Source organism: Bacillus sp. PK5-006 (assembly GCF_054161415.1).
Genome location: NZ_CP096414.1, coordinates 2,392,928 through 2,413,757, shown reverse-complemented (window position 1 = coordinate 2,413,757; position 20,830 = coordinate 2,392,928). Strand labels below are relative to the sequence as shown.

The 20,830-nt window shown below is 39.9% G+C and carries 23 protein-coding genes and 2 riboswitches; of the genes, 18 read left to right on the top strand and 5 right to left on the bottom strand.

What is annotated here, in order from left to right:
* The first annotated feature begins 43 nt into the window (after positions 1-43).
* From M1D84_RS12490 to M1D84_RS12470, 5 genes are all read left to right on the top strand, one after another.
* On the top strand, positions 44-733 hold the full coding sequence (locus tag M1D84_RS12490) for a PepSY domain-containing protein (RefSeq protein ID WP_024424651.1): 690 nt from the start codon (positions 44-46) through the stop codon (positions 731-733).
* A gap of 93 nt (positions 734-826) precedes the next feature.
* The gene (locus M1D84_RS12485; protein ID WP_024424652.1) at positions 827-1,345 is read left to right on the top strand and encodes a PepSY domain-containing protein; all 519 of its coding nucleotides are present in this window, start codon (positions 827-829) and stop codon (positions 1,343-1,345) included.
* Between the two features lie 76 nt (positions 1,346-1,421).
* Positions 1,422-1,562: a hypothetical protein gene (locus M1D84_RS12480; RefSeq protein WP_003212346.1), complete on the top strand. Its 141-nt coding sequence runs from the start codon at positions 1,422-1,424 to the stop codon at positions 1,560-1,562.
* 133 nt (positions 1,563-1,695) lie between these two features.
* Positions 1,696-1,860, top strand: a riboswitch (M-box (ykoK) riboswitch).
* 208 nt (positions 1,861-2,068) lie between these two features.
* On the top strand, positions 2,069-3,427 hold the full coding sequence (gene mgtE / locus M1D84_RS12475; RefSeq protein ID WP_024424654.1) for a magnesium transporter: 1,359 nt from the start codon (positions 2,069-2,071) through the stop codon (positions 3,425-3,427).
* A 290-nt stretch (positions 3,428-3,717) separates the two neighbouring features.
* Entirely contained in the window at positions 3,718-4,116 is a 399-nt protein-coding gene (locus M1D84_RS12470) for a hypothetical protein (RefSeq protein WP_073204935.1), read from the top strand.
* 34 nt (positions 4,117-4,150) lie between these two features.
* Here M1D84_RS12470 and M1D84_RS12465 read toward each other — a convergent pair whose 3' ends face one another.
* Complete coding sequence (locus M1D84_RS12465; protein ID WP_024424656.1) at positions 4,151-4,480, bottom strand: MerR family transcriptional regulator; 330 nt, start codon at positions 4,478-4,480, stop codon at positions 4,151-4,153.
* 192 nt (positions 4,481-4,672) lie between these two features.
* On the opposite strand from M1D84_RS12465, the gene M1D84_RS12460 reads away from it, so the two are divergent.
* The 3 genes from M1D84_RS12460 to M1D84_RS12450 all read left to right on the top strand — a co-directional run bounded on the left by M1D84_RS12460 (position 4,673) and on the right by M1D84_RS12450 (position 5,851).
* Complete coding sequence (locus M1D84_RS12460) at positions 4,673-4,828, top strand: hypothetical protein (protein ID WP_087977671.1); 156 nt, start codon at positions 4,673-4,675, stop codon at positions 4,826-4,828.
* Between the two features lie 37 nt (positions 4,829-4,865).
* Complete coding sequence (locus M1D84_RS12455; RefSeq protein ID WP_024426818.1) at positions 4,866-5,030, top strand: hypothetical protein; 165 nt, start codon at positions 4,866-4,868, stop codon at positions 5,028-5,030.
* 356 nt (positions 5,031-5,386) lie between these two features.
* On the top strand, positions 5,387-5,851 hold the full coding sequence (locus tag M1D84_RS12450; protein WP_087975546.1) for a MarR family winged helix-turn-helix transcriptional regulator: 465 nt from the start codon (positions 5,387-5,389) through the stop codon (positions 5,849-5,851).
* A gap of 234 nt (positions 5,852-6,085) precedes the next feature.
* On the opposite strand, the gene M1D84_RS12445 is transcribed toward M1D84_RS12450, so the two are convergent.
* Entirely contained in the window at positions 6,086-8,506 is a 2,421-nt protein-coding gene (locus M1D84_RS12445) for a bifunctional diguanylate cyclase/phosphodiesterase (protein ID WP_151039387.1), read from the bottom strand.
* Positions 8,507-8,751: 245 nt separating this feature from the next.
* On the opposite strand from M1D84_RS12445, the gene M1D84_RS12440 reads away from it, so the two are divergent.
* The 4 genes from M1D84_RS12440 (at position 8,752) to M1D84_RS12425 (ending at position 12,583) form a co-directional block, all read left to right on the top strand.
* Positions 8,752-9,366, top strand: coding sequence for a DedA family protein (locus M1D84_RS12440; RefSeq protein ID WP_044331861.1), 615 nt, complete (start codon positions 8,752-8,754; stop codon positions 9,364-9,366).
* A gap of 77 nt (positions 9,367-9,443) precedes the next feature.
* Positions 9,444-9,614, top strand: a riboswitch (yybP-ykoY riboswitch).
* A gap of 31 nt (positions 9,615-9,645) precedes the next feature.
* On the top strand, positions 9,646-10,437 hold the full coding sequence (locus M1D84_RS12435; RefSeq protein WP_025092318.1) for a TerC family protein: 792 nt from the start codon (positions 9,646-9,648) through the stop codon (positions 10,435-10,437).
* Between the two features lie 215 nt (positions 10,438-10,652).
* Positions 10,653-11,408 carry an RNA polymerase sigma factor SigI gene (sigI, locus tag M1D84_RS12430; protein WP_003210952.1) on the top strand — a complete coding sequence of 252 codons (756 nt, stop codon included), beginning with the start codon at positions 10,653-10,655 and terminating at the stop codon, positions 11,406-11,408.
* Positions 11,405-12,583 (top strand): anti-sigma factor domain-containing protein, encoded by a 1,179-nt coding sequence (locus M1D84_RS12425; protein WP_332284497.1) that lies wholly within the window; start codon positions 11,405-11,407, stop codon positions 12,581-12,583. The genes sigI and M1D84_RS12425 overlap by 4 nt, the downstream gene beginning before the upstream one ends.
* 38 nt (positions 12,584-12,621) lie before the next feature.
* On the opposite strand, the gene M1D84_RS12420 is transcribed toward M1D84_RS12425, so the two are convergent.
* Together M1D84_RS12420 and M1D84_RS12415 are read right to left on the bottom strand one after the other, a co-directional pair.
* Positions 12,622-12,816 carry an alpha/beta-type small acid-soluble spore protein gene (locus M1D84_RS12420; protein ID WP_024424662.1) on the bottom strand — a complete coding sequence of 65 codons (195 nt, stop codon included), beginning with the start codon at positions 12,814-12,816 and terminating at the stop codon, positions 12,622-12,624.
* Positions 12,817-12,940: 124 nt separating this feature from the next.
* Positions 12,941-13,657 carry a DUF1836 domain-containing protein gene (locus tag M1D84_RS12415; protein ID WP_122631247.1) on the bottom strand — a complete coding sequence of 239 codons (717 nt, stop codon included), beginning with the start codon at positions 13,655-13,657 and terminating at the stop codon, positions 12,941-12,943.
* 278 nt (positions 13,658-13,935) lie between these two features.
* On the opposite strand from M1D84_RS12415, the gene htpX reads away from it, so the two are divergent.
* From htpX to M1D84_RS12390, 5 genes are all read left to right on the top strand, one after another.
* Positions 13,936-14,835, top strand: a complete 900-nt coding sequence (htpX, locus tag M1D84_RS12410; RefSeq protein WP_024424664.1) for a protease HtpX — start codon at positions 13,936-13,938, stop codon at positions 14,833-14,835.
* Positions 14,836-14,979: 144 nt separating this feature from the next.
* Positions 14,980-16,326 (top strand): TrkH family potassium uptake protein, encoded by a 1,347-nt coding sequence (locus M1D84_RS12405; protein ID WP_080780797.1) that lies wholly within the window; start codon positions 14,980-14,982, stop codon positions 16,324-16,326.
* Positions 16,327-16,423: 97 nt separating this feature from the next.
* Entirely contained in the window at positions 16,424-16,942 is a 519-nt protein-coding gene (locus tag M1D84_RS12400) for a DUF421 domain-containing protein (RefSeq protein ID WP_024424666.1), read from the top strand.
* Positions 16,943-16,948: 6 nt separating this feature from the next.
* Positions 16,949-17,113, top strand: coding sequence for a hypothetical protein (locus tag M1D84_RS12395; protein ID WP_087975542.1), 165 nt, complete (start codon positions 16,949-16,951; stop codon positions 17,111-17,113).
* Positions 17,106-17,279: a hypothetical protein gene (locus M1D84_RS12390; protein ID WP_166644678.1), complete on the top strand. Its 174-nt coding sequence runs from the start codon at positions 17,106-17,108 to the stop codon at positions 17,277-17,279. The genes M1D84_RS12395 and M1D84_RS12390 overlap by 8 nt, the downstream gene beginning before the upstream one ends.
* 27 nt (positions 17,280-17,306) lie before the next feature.
* Here M1D84_RS12390 and M1D84_RS12385 read toward each other — a convergent pair whose 3' ends face one another.
* Positions 17,307-18,326 carry an acyltransferase family protein gene (locus M1D84_RS12385; RefSeq protein WP_122631248.1) on the bottom strand — a complete coding sequence of 340 codons (1,020 nt, stop codon included), beginning with the start codon at positions 18,324-18,326 and terminating at the stop codon, positions 17,307-17,309.
* A gap of 293 nt (positions 18,327-18,619) precedes the next feature.
* Between M1D84_RS12385 and M1D84_RS12380 the strand changes: the two genes are divergently transcribed.
* A complete protein-coding gene (locus tag M1D84_RS12380; protein ID WP_024424668.1) occupies positions 18,620-20,830 on the top strand; it encodes a PAS domain-containing sensor histidine kinase in 2,211 nt (736 codons plus the stop codon).

Genomic DNA, 20,830 nt, shown 5'->3' with positions numbered 1-20,830 from the left:
TCATTTCCTCCTTATAAAATAGGAAATAGGAAGGAGGCGCTGCATGTCTAGAAAAACGAAAATGGTGCTTGCGCTCGCAGGATGTCTTGTGATTCTTGCGGCCTTTGCAATGCTCATGATCCAAACCATTGATCAAAAAATATTAAGTGAAGCAGAAATGAAAAAAATGATCTCAAAAGACTATAATGGAAACATTACACATATTGATTTAATCAATCATAAACAGGACTACACAATGACGCTGGAAAATGCAAATGGCATCTATCAAATCATTGCATCTTCTGCAAGCGGTCAAATGAAAGAAATTAGACAGTTAAAAAGCTATCAGAAGCCAAATGAAAAAAATGCTGAGCTCCAGGCAGAAGAGGCGGCTGTTAAAAAGGTGAGCGGAACCGTCATTCAAAAAAAGGAGACGTCAGATCGTTTCATTTTTACCATCCAATCAAAAAAAGAATTGTATCAAGTTGAGGTCGGCAAACAGTCATTTAAGGTGCTTGAAGCAGAAAAGAAAAAACCAACCTCTAAAGAAAAGAAGCTCACGAAAATCACCGTCGAGGAAGCTATCCAAATTGCCGTCAAAGAAGTTGGCGGAACAGTGGATGATGCTGATCTTGAAACATTCAGCGGTATGCTCGTATTTGAGGTGGAGCTGGATTTGCCTGACGGCAGAGAGGCAGAGGTGCTTGTGAACGCCTATACAGGAGACATTGAGGGCATTACGTACGAAAACTAATCCTTTTCTCATGATATTCTCATGTTTCTTTCCTTCCTTTATCATCTTGTTTTCTTAAGATATAGAAGAAATCAAACAGAGGAGGAAATGAACATGATGAAAAAAGTACTAGTAGCTACAGCATTAACGGGAACTCTTGTCGCAGGTGGTTTCACACTTCAAGCGCAAAATACAAATCAAACAGCAAACGCCGAGCAAGTCGTGCAAAAGAAATCGTCATTTGTTTCAAAGAAACAAGCTGAAAAAGCAGCCTTAAAAGTGGTGAAAGGCTATGTGGATGATGTGGATCTTGAGCGTAAAAAAGGAAAATGGGTGTATGAGGTCGAGATCAAAAAAGGCGGCTTTGAATATAAAGTATATGTCGATGCAAAAACTGGAAAAGCGTTGAATGATCCAGTCAAAGAAAAGAAACAGAACGTGAAGATCACGAAAAAACAGGCTGAAAAAATTGCTCTTGCAAAAGTAAAAGGCACAGTCACTGATTCTGATCTAGATAAAGAAAATGGTGTGTACATTTACGAAATTGAAATCACAACACCAAGCGGCGAGGAAGTTGATTTTGAGATTTCTGCTAAAACAGGCAAAATCCTGAAGCAAGAGTGGGATGATTAAGCTATGACCAAACCTTACACTTTCATGTGTAAGGTTTTTTCATTGGGACAAACTACGGGAAAGGAGGCGAGAGAATATGAAGAAAAAAGAAGAAGAGCAAACAATGGATCACGCGGAATACGTTCCGCATCCTGATGGAGAAGGATATGCTTTGTTTTTGCATGATTCCTTTCATCTCCTCTCCCAAGAGGATATGAATCAGCCGGAAGAGGAATAAAAAGACATGAAAAGGGCGATGGCTGAGCTGTCTATCGCTCTTTTTTTGAAAAGTAAGCGAATACATAAGGATACTTGGCATCTTGCTTATTGACATCATTCCGCTTTTTCTGTAATCTCAGTGTGTTAACAATATGAGACTTCGTTAGGTGAGGCTCCTGTATGGAGATACGCTGCTGCCCAAAAATGTCCAAAGACGCCAATGGGTCAACAGAAATCATCGACATAAGGTGATTTTTAATGCAGCTGGATTTGATCCTATGCCATACAGTGCTAAAGCTCTACGATTGAAGGAGCAAGTGTTTATTTTGTCATGCTTACAAAGCGCCTTCATTCGGTTGAAGGTGCTTTTTTATGAGAAAAGGAGGTGTGGGGATGGATCATCCCGATTCGAGACACATAAAGAGTATGTCAAAAGATCAGATTGACGCATCAGACAGAGGAGATCCTGACCCCCGCACATTCTAAGGGATTCGGGTATCTCCTGACTTTGGGGAGGTAACAGCGATGATACAGAACATTACGTACGATGAACTCATTTTAAGAATCATTATTTTATTAAGAGATGGCAAACGCAAAGAATTTAAAAACATTATGGAAGAACTTCAGCCATATGATATGGCCTATTTATTTAAAGAACTTCCAGAAAAACACCGCGGCCGTTTCCTCAGCTTTTTAACAATCGATGATGTGACGGAAATGATGGGTGAGCTTGAGCGCGAATACCAAGAAATTGTGCTTGAAAAAGTAGGAAAAGACAAAGCCACCTTCGTCACAAACAAAATGGATAACGATGACCTAGCCAACTTGTTTGATGAAATGGATGATGAGCTGAAAGACCAGCTTTTATCAAACATGGAGGCGGAGGAATCAAAGGCCGTCCAGCTTCTCATGAATTATCCTGCTGAGACAGCAGGCCGGATCATGACCAACCGGTACGTTTGGATTCCTCAGCACTATACGGTTCAGGACGCAGTTGTAAAGCTGAAAAGCTTTGCTGAAATTGCAGAATCGATCAACTATTTATATGTCATTAATGATCAAAAGCAGCTTGTAGGGGTTCTGTCGTACCGGGATCTCATTTTAGGTGAACCAGATGAAAAAGTGCAGGATCTTATGTTTACAAGAGTCATTGCCGTTGGAGCTTTTCAAGATCAGGAAGAAATCGCAAAGCTGATTGAACGGTATGATTTTCTTGCCATTCCTGTTGTAGAAGAGAACAATGTCCTTGTCGGAATCGTCACAGTCGATGATATCATTGATGTCGTCATTCAAGAGGCAGGAGAAGATTATGAGAAGTTCGCTGCCTCTGGTAAAGATATTACATTCGACACGCCCGCTTTTGTTGCGGCATACCGCCGTCTCCCGTGGCTCATTTTGCTCTTATTCATTGGGCTGATTTCAGGCAGTATTTTAAATTACTTTGAAGATACCCTTCAGCAAGTCGTCGCCTTAGCCTTCTTCATGCCAATGATTGCAGGAATGACAGGGAATACAGGCACACAGTCGCTTGCCGTCGTCATTAGAGGACTTTCAAAAGAAGAATTAACGAAAAAAACCATTATGCGCCTGATTTTTAGAGAGCTCCGAACAAGTATTTACATTGGGATTGTCTGTTCCATCATTATTACAGTCGTCGCAATGGTGTGGCAGGGCAATATGATTTTAGGATTTGTTGTCGGTTCCTCACTGCTTGCCACACTGATTATTGGAACGATGGCAGGTACGATCGTGCCTATTATTTTACACAGATTAAACGTCGACCCTGCGATTGCATCTGGGCCACTGATTACAACATTGAATGATATTTTATCACTGCTCATCTATTTTGGTATTGCGACAGCGTTCCTTCATACACTTATGTAGCAAGAAGACTGTAAAACATGACGTTTTGCAGTCTCAGCGCGCTGACAAACCCTTGCATTCGGTGTCAGTCCTTGCGTGCCGGTGCTCACGAATGTTCAATTCGATCCGCTCCGGTACTCGTCCTTCCTAGACTTCAAAGGTTTTCAGATCGCGCTGAAAGGTAGACAAAGGACCATCCTTTGTCCACAATCTAAGCCTGTAAAACATGACGTTTTACAGGCTTTTTTTGTATAAAGATTGCATATAGCGCTTCCATCCTTTACATTTTAAGGAGAAGGTGGGAGAGAAACATGAAGAAATTCTTATTCGTTTTGATGTGTATGTTTTTGCTGAGTGCATGTCAAAGGGAGGACGAGGGGAAAGACCGAAGGCTAGTGGCTGCAGAGCATATGCTTGAAGCCATCACCGAAGGAAATAAAAGAAAAATGGAAGACATCTACGTCGAAGGTGCGGTTCCGAGCCCGGATGACATTCTGAAACTGAAAAAAGAATGGGGCATAGACACGCTTTCTTATGAGGATTTTCAATTGGAAGAAGCCAGCATTCATGTGTTCCATGCGAATTATGAAGATGCAAAAACCGGGAAGAAAAAGGCACTTGCCCTGCGGGTGAATGAAGACCCTGAAAGAGGCGGCGTGCTGATTGACTTTGTAGGGGTTGTAGAAGGTACTGAAGCTTCCTCTAAATAAAAAGAATCGTTCAAAAGAGCGATTCTTTTTTTGTTTAACGATTTTTATACCGAAAGTGTGCGTTAATCTGGCCTTCCAGCATTTTTTTCTTAAATTGTCCGCTTTTTAGCGCTTGTTCTTTTTTCTTCATGTCCTTTAAAATTTCAGCTGTCTGCACACCGTCTTCCCGTTTATTGGCGATATCCATCAAACGTTCAACATCTGCAAAAGAATATTTCCGTGTGCCTCTTGTTGAGCGCTGGGGGTAAATGAGTTTACGTTCCTCATAATATCGGATTTGCCTGACGGAAAGCCCTGTTAGCTCACTGACAATCCCGATTGAAATGACTTTTTTATCTTTATAAGATACATCTTCCTGCGTCATATACTCACCCCTGCAAGTCTTTTCTTCATATTATATAGAACGAGAAGTGAAAAAACCTATCGTTTGTTAGAAAATATAACACAAAAACGAAAAAAATGAAAAAACCATGGGAGGAAAGATTACAGGGAGTGTGCAATAAATCTTACGGCGGCATATAATCATGGTGAATTGACATAGGAGGAGGAGCATATGATGGAGGAAGCACAGATCATTCGTATGGCAAAAGAAATCATCGCATTAGATGTGAAGAGGGATGAATTGCTCGAGCAATTCATGCAGGCTGCAGGTCAGAATGCACATGCGCTTCTAAGAGCCATGCAAAATGATTTGTATAAGAAGTCTTCATAAGCACCCGATCCAAATCACTTGATAGGAGGGATAATCGGTGCGGCGTATATTAAAAGAAGCTTTAGCAAAGGAAAGACATTATTATACGAAGCAGCTATGTTCATTAGGGGTTTACAGCCCTGATGCGGCCAAGAACATGACAATTAGTGACTTAAAAAAAGAGTATCATTTCTTTTTCAACAAAACAGAACGCTGTCTGTAAAAATCCCTTGAAATGTGCGTATGTCACATAAAGGGTTCTTTTTTTTGTTTAATATTATAGCAATATTGAATTTTGTAGAAATTTGGCGAATGAAGTGCAAGAAACCATAGATTCTTTACAGATTTTGTTAAAGTGTGTCGCATCTTGATGGTTTGCTGAAAAAGCTTTTTTTCGAGATGATTGTGAAAAATAAGAAGGATTTTAAAAGTTTATATCGAAACCTTATACATAACACGAATGGAGTCACTTATGTGGTTGAAAGGGTTTTCAAAAACGTACTTCTATTTTTTACGAAAGGCTCCAACTGCACCGCAAGACAGCCTTGAAGTTAAAAAAATATTATAAGAGGTAGATATGTGATGAGACTATCGTTTAATGAAGAAGAAGTAGAACGCTCAATGACGCTTTACAAGGTTTTTGCAAGAGCATTTAAAAGCGTTTCAGAACACAGTATTAGAGACAGCAAAGAGCATGGGTTTAATCCAACTGAATTTGCCGTTCTTGAATTACTGTACACAAGAGGTGCTCAAAAGCTTCAGCAAATCGGCTCAAGACTCCTGCTTGTCAGCGGGAATGTGACGTACGTAATTGACAAATTAGAACGAAATGGTTTCATTGAAAGAGAACAGGACCCCAAGGATAAACGGTCGGTTTATGCCCATTTAACGGAAAAAGGGCGAAGCTATCTTGACAAGATTTATCCGATCCACTCTCTTCGGATTGCGCGTGCATTCTCTGGTCTGACACGTGAAGAGCAAGAGCAATTGATTAGTCTATTGAAAAAAGCAGGTATTCACAGTCAGCATTTATTATTTAGATAAAACGAAAAGGTGCCAATAATGGCACCTTTTAAATTGTTGACAAAGGGCTAAAGTGATCTTTATTTTAGCCCTTTGTCTTCTTCTCAGCTCAGCGTGACAGAAAACCTTTGAAGTCTAGGAAGGACGAGTACCGGAGCGGAGCGAATTGAGCATTCGTGAGCACCGGCACGCAGGACTGACACCGAATGCGAGGGTTTGTCTGCACGCTGGAAGGTGCCCTCATTGGCACCTTTTTTATGTGTCAAGCAGCGCCGGATAGGCGATGAATTTTTCAATATCGCTTGCTGGCAGCGGTTTGGCATAATAAAACCCCTGCAGGTCGTCACAGCCCTGGGCAGATAATAGCTGAGCCTGTGCAAACGTTTCAACACCTTCTGCTATCACTTCGAGAGATAACTGGTGTCCCATCGCTATAATAGCCCCTGTAATCTGTTCAGACTTTGAATCACTTAAAATATCCTCAATAAAGGATTTATCAATTTTCAGTCGATGAATCGGTAAATCCTTTAAATAGCTTAATGAGCTGTGGCCTGTACCGAAATCATCAATACTAATGCGGACGCCAAGCTGTTTTAGCGATGTTAACACCTGTTTTGATTGCTTGATATTGTCCATTGTCATACTTTCTGTGACTTCAAGCTCCAAGAGTGACGGTTTCAGGTCGTATTTTTTCAGTGTGAGCTTGATCAAATCAATTAAGTCTTCAGAATTGAATTGTTTCGCAGATAAATTGACAGCCACAGGAATCTTCAGCCCATCGTCATACCACATTTTTGCCTGCTTGCCAGCCGTATCAATGACCCATCTGCCAATATCAATGATCAGACCTGATTCCTCTGCCAGCTCAATAAAAGCCTCAGGTGATTTTAAGGAACCATCTGGTGCCTTCATTCTCAAAAGGGCTTCAACCCCAGTCATCTTTCTTGTTTTGGCACTGACTTGCGGCTGGTAGTGAAGGACAAATTGCTCTCTTTGAATGGCATCCCTCAGCTCCAGCTCCCGGTTTAACCTGTCCTCACTTAATCTTTCCATGGATTCGGTAAAGAACTCATAACGGCTTTGCTTATGTTTTTTGGATAAATACATGGCCATATCGGCTTTTCTCATCAGCTCCATCCCGTCTTTGCCATTTTGCGGAGAGATGGCGATCCCAATGCTGATCGATGTAATGAGCTGATGGTTCTGGATGAAAAAAGGACGTTCAAATTGATGGATGATATTTTTAGAAAATTGTTCGACTTTATGTGTATCATGATCCATGTGGGGAAAGATCATTAAAAATTCATCACCGCCAAGTCTTGCGATAAAGCCATTGTCCGGTAAACATTGTGTCAGTCTATTTGCGGCAGCTTTCAGCAGTAAATCTCCGATGTTATGCCCAAGTGCATCATTAATAATTTTAAAACGATTTAAGTCAAGAAACAGAACCGCTGTTGATGTTTTTGACTTTTCTTGAGCGGAGAGAACATCATTTAAATGATTGATGCCGTGGCGGCGGTTAGGAAGCTCTGTTAGTGCATCATAATGTGCCATCACATGAATTTCTTTTTCTGCAATCCGCTGCTGCGTTAAATCTTTTAAAACAAGATAAATGCTGTCGAGTGAATTGTTCACATGAACAGGTATGTAAGTGACATGATAATAATAAAAACGATCTGCTGCTTTCAGTTCTGCTTCGCGTGTGATAGCTTTTTTTGACTGAGAAATAAATTCTTCCCACAACTCAGTCGGCATCACATATTGGCTGACATCATCACCAATCTTAGAATTGCACAACTCTAAGATTTGTTTACCAGAGTCATTTGCAGAAAGAACCTTTCGATCGACAGATAACACGATAATGCCGTCTATATTATGTTTGATAAGCGATTGAAACCGCTGTTCATTTTCTTTCAGCTGATCTGACTGCGTCATGATCCGGTGATCAATATAGGCACCAAAAATCATCAGTGTTTGGACTATAAGTGTCATTAAGCCGACAAAAATCGACAGACTGAATGGCGACATTTCAAGAGATCCACCTATAGCAGCCTGTCCATTTGAATGATAAAACATGGTAGAGGCAGCCATACCAGTATAATGCATACCTGCTATAGCACCGCCCATCAACATTGAACCAAGACCCTTTAAAAGATAATTCTCCCGTTTACTTTTCGTGCGGTCAACACGAAAGAAGAGTTTCAATGAGAAGTAGGAGGTAATGGCAGCAATGAAAAACGAAAGAAAAAAGAGGACTGGATCATAGCTGATTGAGACATTGGCCATTGATTCCATTCCAAGATAATGCATGCTGCAAATAGCTGAACCCATGGTGATTGAACTAATGAGCAGCCGTCTTCTAGAGAGCTGCTTTTGAATGCATATTGAAAAAGCGATCAAGGAACCGATAAATGAGGCCAAAATCGATAAAATCAGTAAGTATGTATCATATGTGATGCCAACACGCATTTGAAATGCCATCATGCCAATAAAATGCATCGACCATATCCCCATTCCCATGATCATTGCACCAATGAGCAGCCATACCTTTTTCTTTGCACCGCTTGATTGTGCTACCCTGCTGGCTATATGAAGAGCTGAGTAGGAGGCAACAGCGGCGACAGCGATTGACAGAAAGACAAGCCATCCATTGTAGCTTCCTGTTAAATGGGTCATGTAAGAAAACCTCCTGTACTTTAAAACAGACATATACTTAATATATCGGATCGAATGGCTTCTGTGTTCACCTTTCCTTCACTTAAATACAATAATCAACGTTTTTTTCACCCTTCTTTTATAGTAAAATCAAATTTAATGTAAAAAACGACGAAAAGCGAATCGTTTCTTCGGTTTTATTCGTTTAATATATGGTGTGATTCTAAAAGAGATAGAATCAGTCAAATGATTATGTTTGAAAGGGATTGATAAACATCGAAGATTTTATTATTTCTTTAGCTGATGCCTTTAAGAACTTGTCATACTTTGGCATCTTCCTCGCATTATGCATTGAATTTGTACCTGCTGAAGTGGTTTTGCCTCTTGCGGGTTACTGGGTCTCAGAAGGGGACATGGCTTTTATCGGTGTTGTGGCGGCTGGCTCTATTGGCGGCGTGGCTGGCCCTTTGACCTTGTACTGGTTAGGACGTTACGGCGGCAGACCCTTTTTAAATAAATATGGAAAGTACTTTTTTATAAAACCTGAGTCGCTTGATAAATCGGATGCTTTTTTTGAAAAGCATGGCGGATTCGTCGCATTCAGCGGCCGGTTCATACCAGGAGTCAGAACGTTGATCTCCATCCCGTGCGGTATTGCCAAGATGAATGTGTGGGTCTTTTGCCTGTATACGTTTTTGGCAATTACACCAATTACGTTTGTGTATGTGTATCTTGGGTTTATGCTTGGGGAGAACTGGAAAGAGGTTGGCGCCATGATAGATCCTTATCTTTTACCAATTGGGATCGGTGTTGTGTTATTGTTTGTTCTCTACTTATTGCTAAAACGAAGAAAAAGAAAAACAGAAACGCCAACTGCCTAATCAATGGATCGAAGTGAAAGTCACCTGTTGACAATCGAGTGTCTATTGATTATGATATAAGTAATCTAAATATTCTAAATCCCGCCAAAGGGGAGTAGCGTCCGGTTTTTACCGGAAACAAAGTCGTCATTACATGGACTGATGTTCATCGGCTTTGTTGGCATGATTCTGCATATCACATGTCTAGCAAGACCTTTGCCATTACAGGCAAAGGTCTTTTTTGCATTCATAAGCCTTTGTCTGTTGTGGGACAATAGATAAAAACAAGGAGGAATGATGATGGATGCAGCTATTATTTTAGAGTACGGGTGGGTTCTGCTCGTACTGATTGGATTAGAAGGGATTTTAGCAGCTGATAACGCGCTGGTCATGGCCGTGATGGTCAAACACCTTCCTGAAAAACAAAGAAAAAAGGCATTGTTTTACGGACTTGCAGGTGCGTTTGTCATGCGGTTTGGTTCTCTGTTTCTTATTTCGTTTTTAGTGGATGTGTGGCAAGTTCAAGCCATTGGTGCAATTTATCTTCTTTATATTTCCATTCACCATATTTTAAAATCGCACGTATTTAAGAAAAAGGAAACTGAAACAAATGTGAAACAAAGCGGCTTCTGGGCAACAGTCGTGAAAGTAGAGCTTGCTGACATTGCTTTTGCCGTAGATTCAATTTTAGCGGCCGTCGCTTTAGCTGTGACACTGCCAAAAACAAGTCTTCCGCAAATCGGTGGACTCGATGGCGGTCAATTTATTGTCATTCTTTTAGGCGGTATCATTGGTCTTGTTATTATGCGATTTGCAGCAACGGTCTTTGTGAAACTGCTCAAAACAAGACCGAGCCTAGAAACAGCAGCATTTGTCATTGTCGGATGGGTGGGTGTGAAGCTCACGCTTTATACACTGTCACATCCAGCTATTGGGGTCGTATCGTCTCATTTTATCCATTCAGCATTATGGAAAGTCATTTTCTGGACAGTGCTTCTCGCAATTGCAGCATTTGGCTGGTTTTTATCAAGTCCATCAAGAAAAGGCGGGCAGGAAAACGAGGAGAAGCAAGAGGCACGCCTGGGAGAGTAGGTTTTTTGAAAGAAATATCATTTCATTTTCATAACACGTATATTACAAATAAGGGGGAGATACCCCCTTATTTCTTTGCTTTTAGACGAAACATTGTAAAGTAGATGGTGACATACATGTCATAATTGAGTAACAGGAAATGAATTCCTCATTTCTTCCTTTGCGCTTCCCTCATAAATTAGCTATCATAAATGAGTAATATAGGGAGAACTGAGGTGAAACCATTGCTTAGCCTTTTGTTTAAAAAAGGAAAGAAAAAGCAAACATTAGAGCAGTCGGCTATCAGTATTCAACAAGGTGATATCGAACTGCAAAATGCATTAATAGAGCAATACAAACCATTTGTCGCTAAGACGGTTTCATCCGTTTGTAAACGATATATAGATGAAAAAGATGATGAATTCAGCATAGGCTTAATCGCCTTTAATGAAGCGATAGAAAAATACTCTGCCGAAAAAGGAAACTCACTGCTTGCTTTCGCAGAATTAATTATTAAAAGAAAAGTGATTGACTATATTCGAAAAGAAGCAAGAAATGCGCCAACGGTTCAAATGGACCTGCAAGAAAGTGAGAATGGCGAATACTCTCAAAGCATGATTGAAGCCGAGCTCTCTGCAAATGAATACAGGCGTTTAATTGAACAAGAACATAGAAGAGAAGAGATTGAACATTTTAAAGAACGATTGAAAGTATACGGTCTCACGTTTCAAGAGCTGCTTGAGCATTCACCAAAGCATGCAGATGCCAGGCAAAATGCCATTAAAGTAGCCCATACACTCGTTGAACACGATGAGCTGAGAACCATTTTATTTCAGAAAAAACAATTGCCCGTCAAACAGCTGGAAAAGCTAGTGGAAGTCAGCCGCAAAACGATTGAGAGAAATAGAAAATATATCATTGCGATGGCGATCATTATGACAGGTGATTATGTGTATTTGAAAGATTACCTTAAAGGGGTGCTTAATTCATGAGAAGAGGCATTATAGTAGAGAAAAACAAAAAATATGTCACGCTGCTGACCCCTGATGGACAATTTCTGCGGACAAAATATGAAGAGCAAAACTATGAAATCGGCCAAGAAGTGACATTTCCGAATGAATCACGTCTCGAAAGAAAAAGAGCCGGTTTTTTTGACCTGCTTCGTTTACGTCCGTTAAATGCAGGAATCCTATCGATAGCAGCGATTATTGTCGTAATTTTTACTATGATGCCATCTTTCTCAAGTCAAAAAGCATATGCGTATATGACAATTGATATTAATCCAAGCTTTGAGCTGAAGCTTGATCATAATTATCAAGTGATCGGTGTCACACCGCTGAATAAAGATGCAAAGCAAGTACTGGCGAGTATGAAGGATTTAGAAAAAAACGACATGACCAAAGTCGTGCAGGAAATTATAGATGATTGTGACAAAAAAGGATATGTGAACAATTCTAAAAGTATTTATATTTCAACCGTTTATGAAAACAAGCAGGACAATACATATAAAACAAACGTAAAAAGCAAAATTAACACCATTTCTGGTGAATATCAAAAACGCAATTATAAGCTGGAAACTGTGGAAAGTGACATGGAAACAAGAGAAAAAGCTCAAAAGGCAGGCATTTCAACAGGAACATATATTAGAAATCAAGAAATGCAAGATAAAGAACATGAAGACATCAAAAAGGATGAAGACGGAGCAGATAACGATGCTGTGAAGGAAGAAAATCCTAAGAAACATGATGAAGAACAAGCAGATAAAGACAAACAAGAAGACGTAAAGACAGACGATAGCGAAGAGATGCAGCCAGATCAAGAGGCTCCTGAAGCTGAGGACAAAGAGCAGAAGGAGGCAGAGAGGGAAGAGCAAGGATCTGTTCAAAAGCCTCAAAAACCTGATGATGCAAGCAAAGACAACAACATAAAGGAAGAAAAGGATCATTCTTTCGATAAAGAGCAAAAAAAAAATCAATCAACTGATCCTGATGAAAGAAGACACTGGAACGGCACATCACGTGGTGATGCGGAAAAACATGCAAAAAAAAACGGCAGGGATCAGAACAATCCATCCGCTGAACAAAAAAGAGAACATGTGAAGCAAAAAGGGAAAGGTGCACCGTTTCCTTATCGCGAGAACCGGCATGAGCACACATATGAACAATAAAAAACGCCAGAATAGCTCCGGCGTATTTCACCATGTCATTATTTTGATTGATTACCCATTTGTGATTGAGCCTGTTGAACGAGTCTTTTTGTGATTTCACCGCCAACAGAACCGTTTGCACGTGAGACTGTATCTGAACCGAGAGTGACGCCAAATTCTTGCGCGATCTCGTATTTAAATTGATCTAAAGCTTGTTCTACTCCAGGAACAAGAAGTTGATTTCGATTTGCCATGTTCATATTCCTCCTTTCACCTCATGTTTGTTGCGCCTTCTTATTTTGAAAAAAAAGCCGCACATTTATGCTGGCAATTGCTGTACAAAAAAACCGAGATGATGAAGGTCACCTCGGTTCTTATTTATCCCTTATTCAGATGCAGCGTATTATACATCATTTCTTGAGCTGTACTTTGCAAATGAGAAGTAAATACAGAGAAGACGGTAGAACTGATAATTCCTTTAATCAAATGCCATTGGCTCTTCGTCAATTCTGTAAACTCGTCATGGAGCTTATCTGTCTGCTCCTCAGTTATTTCTCGTAAATTTGTTTCCTTTAATGGAAATTGTGTATGGTGATAAATAAAATCAAGGACGTGCGCATATGCTTCATAAAAACGGATTGGACTAATAATATCATCTGTTCGATCTGTGATGGTGTTAAATAAGGCAGATAAGATCATACGAATGCTATCGAAGTCAAAAACTGATTTTAAATCCCTGACAATTAATAAAATAACGACCTGATCAATAGAGTACTTCTTGCCAAGCTCTGGATGGCCAATCATATCTTTAATATCACGTTTGATCCAATTTTGAATCGCCGTCGATTTAAGAGAAGTCAGCTCACACAAGTTGCCAAGCTCAACAATTTCATTTGTAGAAAGACCATGCTCTGATTTTTGCTTCCGCCGTTCAAGCTTCTCAAAAAAAGACGGGATCTTTAATTCATCATAGTCATGACCCTTGCCATTTTTTACAGATAGTTTCAAAAGCTGAAGCGGAGTCAGATCTCCCTCTCCTTTTAGAGAATATAGAAGTCTTGTCATGTCAATTCTCGTTAATTTAAAAGTAACCATGTTCCACCTCATTTGTACGTCAAAACGTGATTATTGATCTAATTCAACATCATAGTCTCTTTTTGATGAAAATGCAAAATAAACTCATATTCAGACCTGTGCGTCACAATTTATTCACTTTTCTGCTGGGGCAAATGTCGTAAATATTGATGTGATGGGGCTTTAGCCGTTATGATAAACAGAGAAAGTGATTCCTTTTTCCTTGCAATTTGAGACGTTTATTTTTATAATTTTATTAATAAGTTCATTTGAACTTAATATGACAGCGGAGGTTTTGTATGGGTAAGAGAATATTTCTGTTTATATTAACGAACATTCTTGTTATCACTACGATTGGTATTGTACTGTCGGTTATTAGTGCAGCAACTGGTGTTGGTTCTTATATAGGAGCAGACGGAAGACTTAATATCCTTTATCTTCTTGTATTCAGTGCAGTTGTCGGTTTTGTTGGCTCGTTTATGTCACTTGCAATGTCTCGCTGGATGGCAAAAATGATGATGGGTGTACGCGTGTTAAATCCAGAAAAGGATTCATTAACATATGATGAGCAGCAGCTTGTTGACCGCGTGCACAGACTTTCAAGAGCAGCAGGCCTTTCTAAAATGCCTGAGGTTGGTATTTATCAATCATCTGAAGTCAATGCATTTGCAACAGGTCCTTCTAAGAGAAGATCACTTGTTGCGGTATCAACTGGATTGCTTCATGAAATGGATGATGCAGCAGTTGAAGGTGTCATCGCCCACGAAGTCGCTCACGTTGCGAATGGTGATATGGTGACGATGACGCTGCTTCAAGGAATCGTCAACACGTTCGTTGTGTTCCTTTCAAGAATTGCGGCATGGATCGCAAGCCGTTTTGTTTCACGTGAAGAGCTTGTGCCGATTGTTCACTTTATCGCTGTGATTGTCTTCCAAATCATTTTCTCTATCCTAGGAAGCCTTGTCGTGTTTGCATATTCTAGACACCGTGAATTCCATGCAGACCGCGGCGGAGCCGACCTTGCAGGTAAAGATAAAATGATTCATGCGCTTCGTTCACTTGAGGCGTACACGTCAAGAATCAAAGACGATGATCAAACAGCAGTCGCTACGCTGAAAATCAGTGGTAAACGAAAAGCTTCTCTTTTCTCAACACACCCTGATTTAAACGAAAGAATCAGAAGACTAGAAGCAAAATAAGAAAGAGGAAAAGACATTCTTTTACAGGATGTCTTTTTCTTTTTGATGAAAAAGAAAATAAAGCATAAAATAGCTTTAAAATCATGTCTCTTTTCATTAAAATGATAAAGGTATTCGAAAAGATAGATAAAAGAAGGAATGACAATGAATCCTATAAAAAAGCTAATTGACCGGCTGTCAGCGTTTCAGTTGATTGCCCTTTATTATTTTCTTGCTGTAACCGTATCGTTTATTCTTCTCAGCCTTCCAGTGGCTCATCAAGAGGGAGTCAAATGGACATTCATTGATGCCTTGTTTACAGCGGTGAGTGCGGTAAGTGTTACAGGACTGACTGTTGTCGACACCTCACAAACATTTAGTGTCACAGGGATGTGGATCCTTGCGTTTGTTCTGCAAATTGGAGGCATAGGCATTATGACGCTCGGTACCTTCGTATGGCTTGTCATGCGAAAAAGAATTGGAATTAAAGAAAGAAAGCTCATCATGGCAGATCAAAATCAAAGCAATTTATCTGGAATTGTGAAATTAATGAAGCAGGTCTTATATTTAATTTTGCTGATTGAGTTTGTCGGCGGGCTGATTTTAAGCATGTATTTTCTCAAATATTACGATGTGCAAGGAGCTTTCTTACATGGCTTCTTCTCGAGTATTAGTGCGACAACCAATGGAGGCTTCGATATTACAGGGAGCTCTCTTATCCCTTACAAAGATGATTATTTCGTTCAGTTTATTACGATGCTGCTGATTATCTTTGGGGCGATTGGTTTTCCTGTGCTCGTGGAAGTGAAGGATTATTTGTTCAATCAGGACCGAAAGCACGCATCGTTCTCATTGTTTACAAAAATCACAACGCTCACGTTCGGCTGCCTTGTCGTTGTTGGAGCGATTGGAATCTATGCACTTGAAGCCGGGTTTAGCTTTGTAGGGAAAAGCTGGCACGAAATCTTGTTCTATTCTTTGTTTCAATCGACTGCAACAAGAAGCGGGGGGCTGACAACGTTAGATATTACACAGCTGACCGAACCGACGCTTTTATTTTTATGTATGCTCATGTTTATCGGGGCTTCCCCAAGCTCTGTGGGGGGCGGAATTCGGACAACTACGTTTGCCCTTAATTTACTCGCATTGTTTCATTATGCGAGGGGAAATAAGTCCATAAAAATCTTCAAGAGGGAGCTTCATCAAGCGGATATTAATAAATCCCTTATGGTGACCATGATGGCCTTTATTTTGGTTTTTGGCGCTACGTTCCTGTTATCCTTAACAGAGCATAATACACTTCTTGAAAATTTATTTGAAGTTTGCTCTGCTTTCGGAACAACGGGGCTGTCGCTTGGGATCACCTCAGATCTCACTGTGTTTGGTAAATGTATCATCATGGTTGTCATGTTTATTGGACGGATCGGCATTCCAAGCTTTTTATATTTAATCGGCCGAAGAGAAAGCGAAGCAAATTATCATTATCCGAAAGAGCGCGTCATTATTGGTTAAACAGCATTCCATTTGAATGCTGTTTTTTTATTTCCATTATCTAACTGGCTAAATCATATGGGATGTTCGCAATCTATAGGTAAGAGGTGAACGAGACGTGCTGGATGTGTTATGGAAAGCAATTGTCATGCTGCTAGTTGGTACCTTGCTGCTGAGAATAGCAGGGCCTAAATCCATTAGTCAATTAACTGTACAACAAACAGTCATCATGATTTCAATCGGATCGATTATTATCCAACCCTTTATTGAGCATAATTTACTTGAAACCATTTATGCAGCTACCATCTTTATTGTGGCACTTGTCATTATGGAAAAGCTGTCGATTCAATCGGATTTTTTTGAAAAATTGCTTTCAGGCAAATCGGTTGTGATTTTACAAGATGGCGAAATGCTTGATCATAAGCTGAAGAAAACAAGGCTCACAAGGGATCAATTTAAAATGCGTTTAAAGCAGCAAGGCATCACTGACATCAGCTGTCTCAAAAAAGCCACGCTAGAAGCCAATGGGCAAATTGGCTATGAGTTAAAACCTGAGGAAAAGCCAGTGACGGTCAAGCAAATGAAAGAACTCCTTGACCAATTAAGAGAAGAACTAAACCTGTCAAAAAAGGACTGAATGCAGATGAAAAGAAAAGCAGCGAAAAATGAAGCATTAACAAATAATATGACGCCGACAGAAAGCATGGCACATGATCAAGGACAAACCCAATTTGACGAACAATCAAGAGATCGTCAGGCAAACCGAAATTCTCATAAAGGAAAACAAGGGGGAGCATCTCGTGACTAAGAAACATATGAAGAGCAAAGAGATGAAGGACCATAAAAAGCCAATGGACCCAGATATTTTAGAAGAGGAATTTGGCAGTGAGCTTGGAGATATTAACAGCAGCAAATGGATTGATACATTGGTGAAGCCAAAGAAAGATGCTGCATGTCAGCAGAATAAGAAATAGAAAAAACGATCCATTAAGGATCGTTTTTTATTTGATATAACTGCCTTGCCTGCCGGTGATCGTTCGCATGAAGTTGTTCATTTTGAGCTCAATCACTGGCTGTGCAACGGTTTTGACAAAAGTGCTAGACAGGGTAAAGGTTAACAAAATGGTCAGCAGCAATAAAATGAGTACACTTGCTGCATTTAGCGCCCAGTCATCAAACCAAGTGGTTCTTAGCAGTTTGATCACAAAGCCATGTAATAAATAAACATATAACGTTCTTGTTCCCCATTTTGTAAAGAAGAAACGGCGTGTTGGAACTAATGCAAAGAAGCTGAATGTAGCGCCAAATGCAAGCAAATACCATGCCATTCGTTTCATCGCCGCAATCATTCCTTCATCTCCAAGAGAAGCATACGACTTTGAGCCAAATAAGAAGGAATAATCAAATTCATAGAAGTAGCAAAACAGGAACACAGCCATTAATACAAAAAGTGCTGCCAGCTTTCCTTTGCTTGTACGGATGAATTCAAAATGCTGCTTTTTTAAATAGAATCCAGCTAAAAACATAGGCAAAAAGACAAACGTACGTGATAAGCTGAGTGTATCGCTGATGCTGTCCACATAACCGACAAGTAATGCAATCGATAAACTGACAATCATCGCCCAGTGGAACGGCAGTTTTGAAAAAGGAATGAGCAGCAAGTTCCAAAAGAATAAACTAATTAAAAACCATAAGGACCATTGCGGATCAATTGGATTTAAATTGGCCATGCTTTGATCCTGTAATAGATAATAGTAAATCGAATAGATCACCTGAAAGATTAAATATGGGATGATCAGCTTAACGGCGACTTTTTTCATAAAGCCCGGTTTTCTAAACCCTTTTGCAAAAAAGCCAGAAACTAAAATAAAGGCGGGCATGTGAAAGGTATAAATAAACTTGTATAAATAGAGCATCCAGTCATTATCATGAATGAATGATCGTAACAAATGACCAAAAACAACTAGAAAAATCAGAAGGAATTTCGCATTATCAAAATAACTATCTCGTGAAGATGCCATAACATCACCTTTCCTGCTCGTTTTCGAACATAAATGTTCTAAGTGCACTGTTCCCTTATTTGCCTCATTCTAAAATACATTTTGGCTTAATTCGCTATTTGATGTGAAATTGTAGAACGGTTGTAAAAGAAGCGTAAGAAAAGTGAATCGTTATACAATCCTGTCATCCAAATGAAATAAATGAGACAGTCTTCGTGTAAAAAGTTATCTTTTTTTATGAGTCGAATGAAGGAACAATGAAAATATTGTAGAAATATTGTAGAGGAATGAGGCTGGAAAAGGAGTGTAAGAGAATGACTGAAACGCTCGATGGCAATAGGTTAACCCCTGCGGGAGATATCAGAAAATTAGAAAAAGAGAACGAATATTTGCGAACTGAGTTGATGCAGCAAAAAATGCTGTTAAATAAGACGCTCGATGCCATTTTTATATTTGATCAGCACCTCAACATCATCCAAGCCAACGAAGCAACATGCAGGCTTGTCCAGACACCGAAAGAAGACCTCCTCAATAAATCCGTTCTAGATTTCCTATACGGCATCCCGAAAGATAAAGTTGAATGCTCACTCGATCTATTTTTTCGAAAAGGTACGTTAAAAAGAGAAATCTCCATTCAGCTGGAAAATGGCGAAACAAAATACATTGAATTTGTCGCAGAGCACGACACCATGAATCAGCAGTATATAGTGGTTATGCGAGATATTTCCTCAAAGAAAATATTAGAACGAGAACGCTCCATGAATGAGCAGCTGTTCAAAGATTTGTTTGACCGAGCGATTGACGGGATGGTCATTTTTGATCAGGATGGCTGTATGATTGATGCGAATCATTCTTTTTGTCAGAGCTTTGAGCTGCAAAAGACTGATTTAACCGATCGCTATTTACATGAATTTGTCGAAGAAGAAAACCTTCCCGCCTTGCAGCATCTTTTAACGTCACTTAAAGAAACAGGGAAAGCAAAAGGGGAGCTTCCTGTTACCCTTCAATCTGGCCAGCAAAAATTATTTGAACTCACCATTACATCAAATGTGATGAGTGGTTTTTATATGTCCATCATGCGGGATATTACAGAAAAAAGACTGATGGAAGAGAAGCTGTTAAAAAGTGAAGAACGCTTTAGAGAAATTTTCGAAAATGCAATGGATGCCATCATCATATGGGCGGACGATGGAGAGATTGTGAAAGCCAATGAATCAGCCTGCCGAATTTTTGAATTACCTATGCACTCGCTGATTGGTAAAAAACTTACCGACTTTCTCGTCAAATCTGATAAGAGATATAGACCAACAAGAAGACGCTATATCCGGAATCATGAAATAAGGGAAGAGCTATTGTTCAAAATGGCAAATGGACAGTATAAAGAGCTTGAGTTTACATCAAAGCATGCGGTATTAGAAGGACAGCACTTAACCATTTTACGTAATGTAAGTGATCGAAAAAGAATGGAGCAGGAGCTGCGCGAAAGTGAGCTCAAATTCCGCAAAGTATTTAATGGATCAATGGACGGCATTGTTCTTTTTGATAATCAATACCGAATCATTGAAGTCAATCCATCTGCCAGCGAGCTGCTTCAATTGAAGGACGATCATTTAACAGAAATGAATCTTTTCCACATTCTTGCCCCTTATCAAATAGAAAATTTGGCTCAGCCCGCCGAGGCGATGTCATTAGATGAAATGGATAATGAGGTTCCGTTTGTACTGAACCATCCAGATCAGCGTATACTGGAATTCTCTTTTAAACGCAACATTATCCATAATATGAATTTGGCGATCTTTAGAGATGTGACAGAGCGGAAGGAATTAGAAGAGCGGGTGAGAAAATCAGATACCCTTCATGTGGTCGGAGAGCTTGCCGCTGGAATTGCTCATGAAATTAGAAACCCGATGACAGCCTTAAAAGGCTTCATTCAGCTGTTAAAAGGAAATATAGAAGGGGAGTATTCGCTCTATTTCAATGTCATCACATCAGAGCTGAAAAGAATTGAATCCATCATCACCGAATTTTTGATTTTAGCGAAACCGCAAGCCATTGTATATGAAGAAAAAAATGTGGTGCAGATTGTGAAAGACACGATGGATCTTCTGCACGCACAGGCGAATCTTGGCAATGTTCAAATGCATCTCAATGTGCTGGATGAGATTCCGCTCATTTATTGTGAACAAAACCAATTAAAGCAGGTCTTTATTAACATTTTAAAAAATGCAATTGAAGTCATGCCGCGCAAAGGAAATGTCTATGTGAGCATTCAGCGGAAGGGTGAGGAGCATATTGTCATTTCACTGCGTGATGAAGGCTGCGGAATGGCAGAGGATAAGCTAAAGCGTCTAGGTGAGCCTTTTTATACAACGAAAGAAAGAGGAACTGGACTTGGCTTAATGGTTAGTTATAAAATTATTGAAGAGCATCAAGGAACCATTGAGGTAGAAAGTGAGGAAGGCGTAGGAACCGTCTTCCATCTCACGCTGCCACTTAGGCAGCAGAAACAAGAAGGAGAGCAGTAA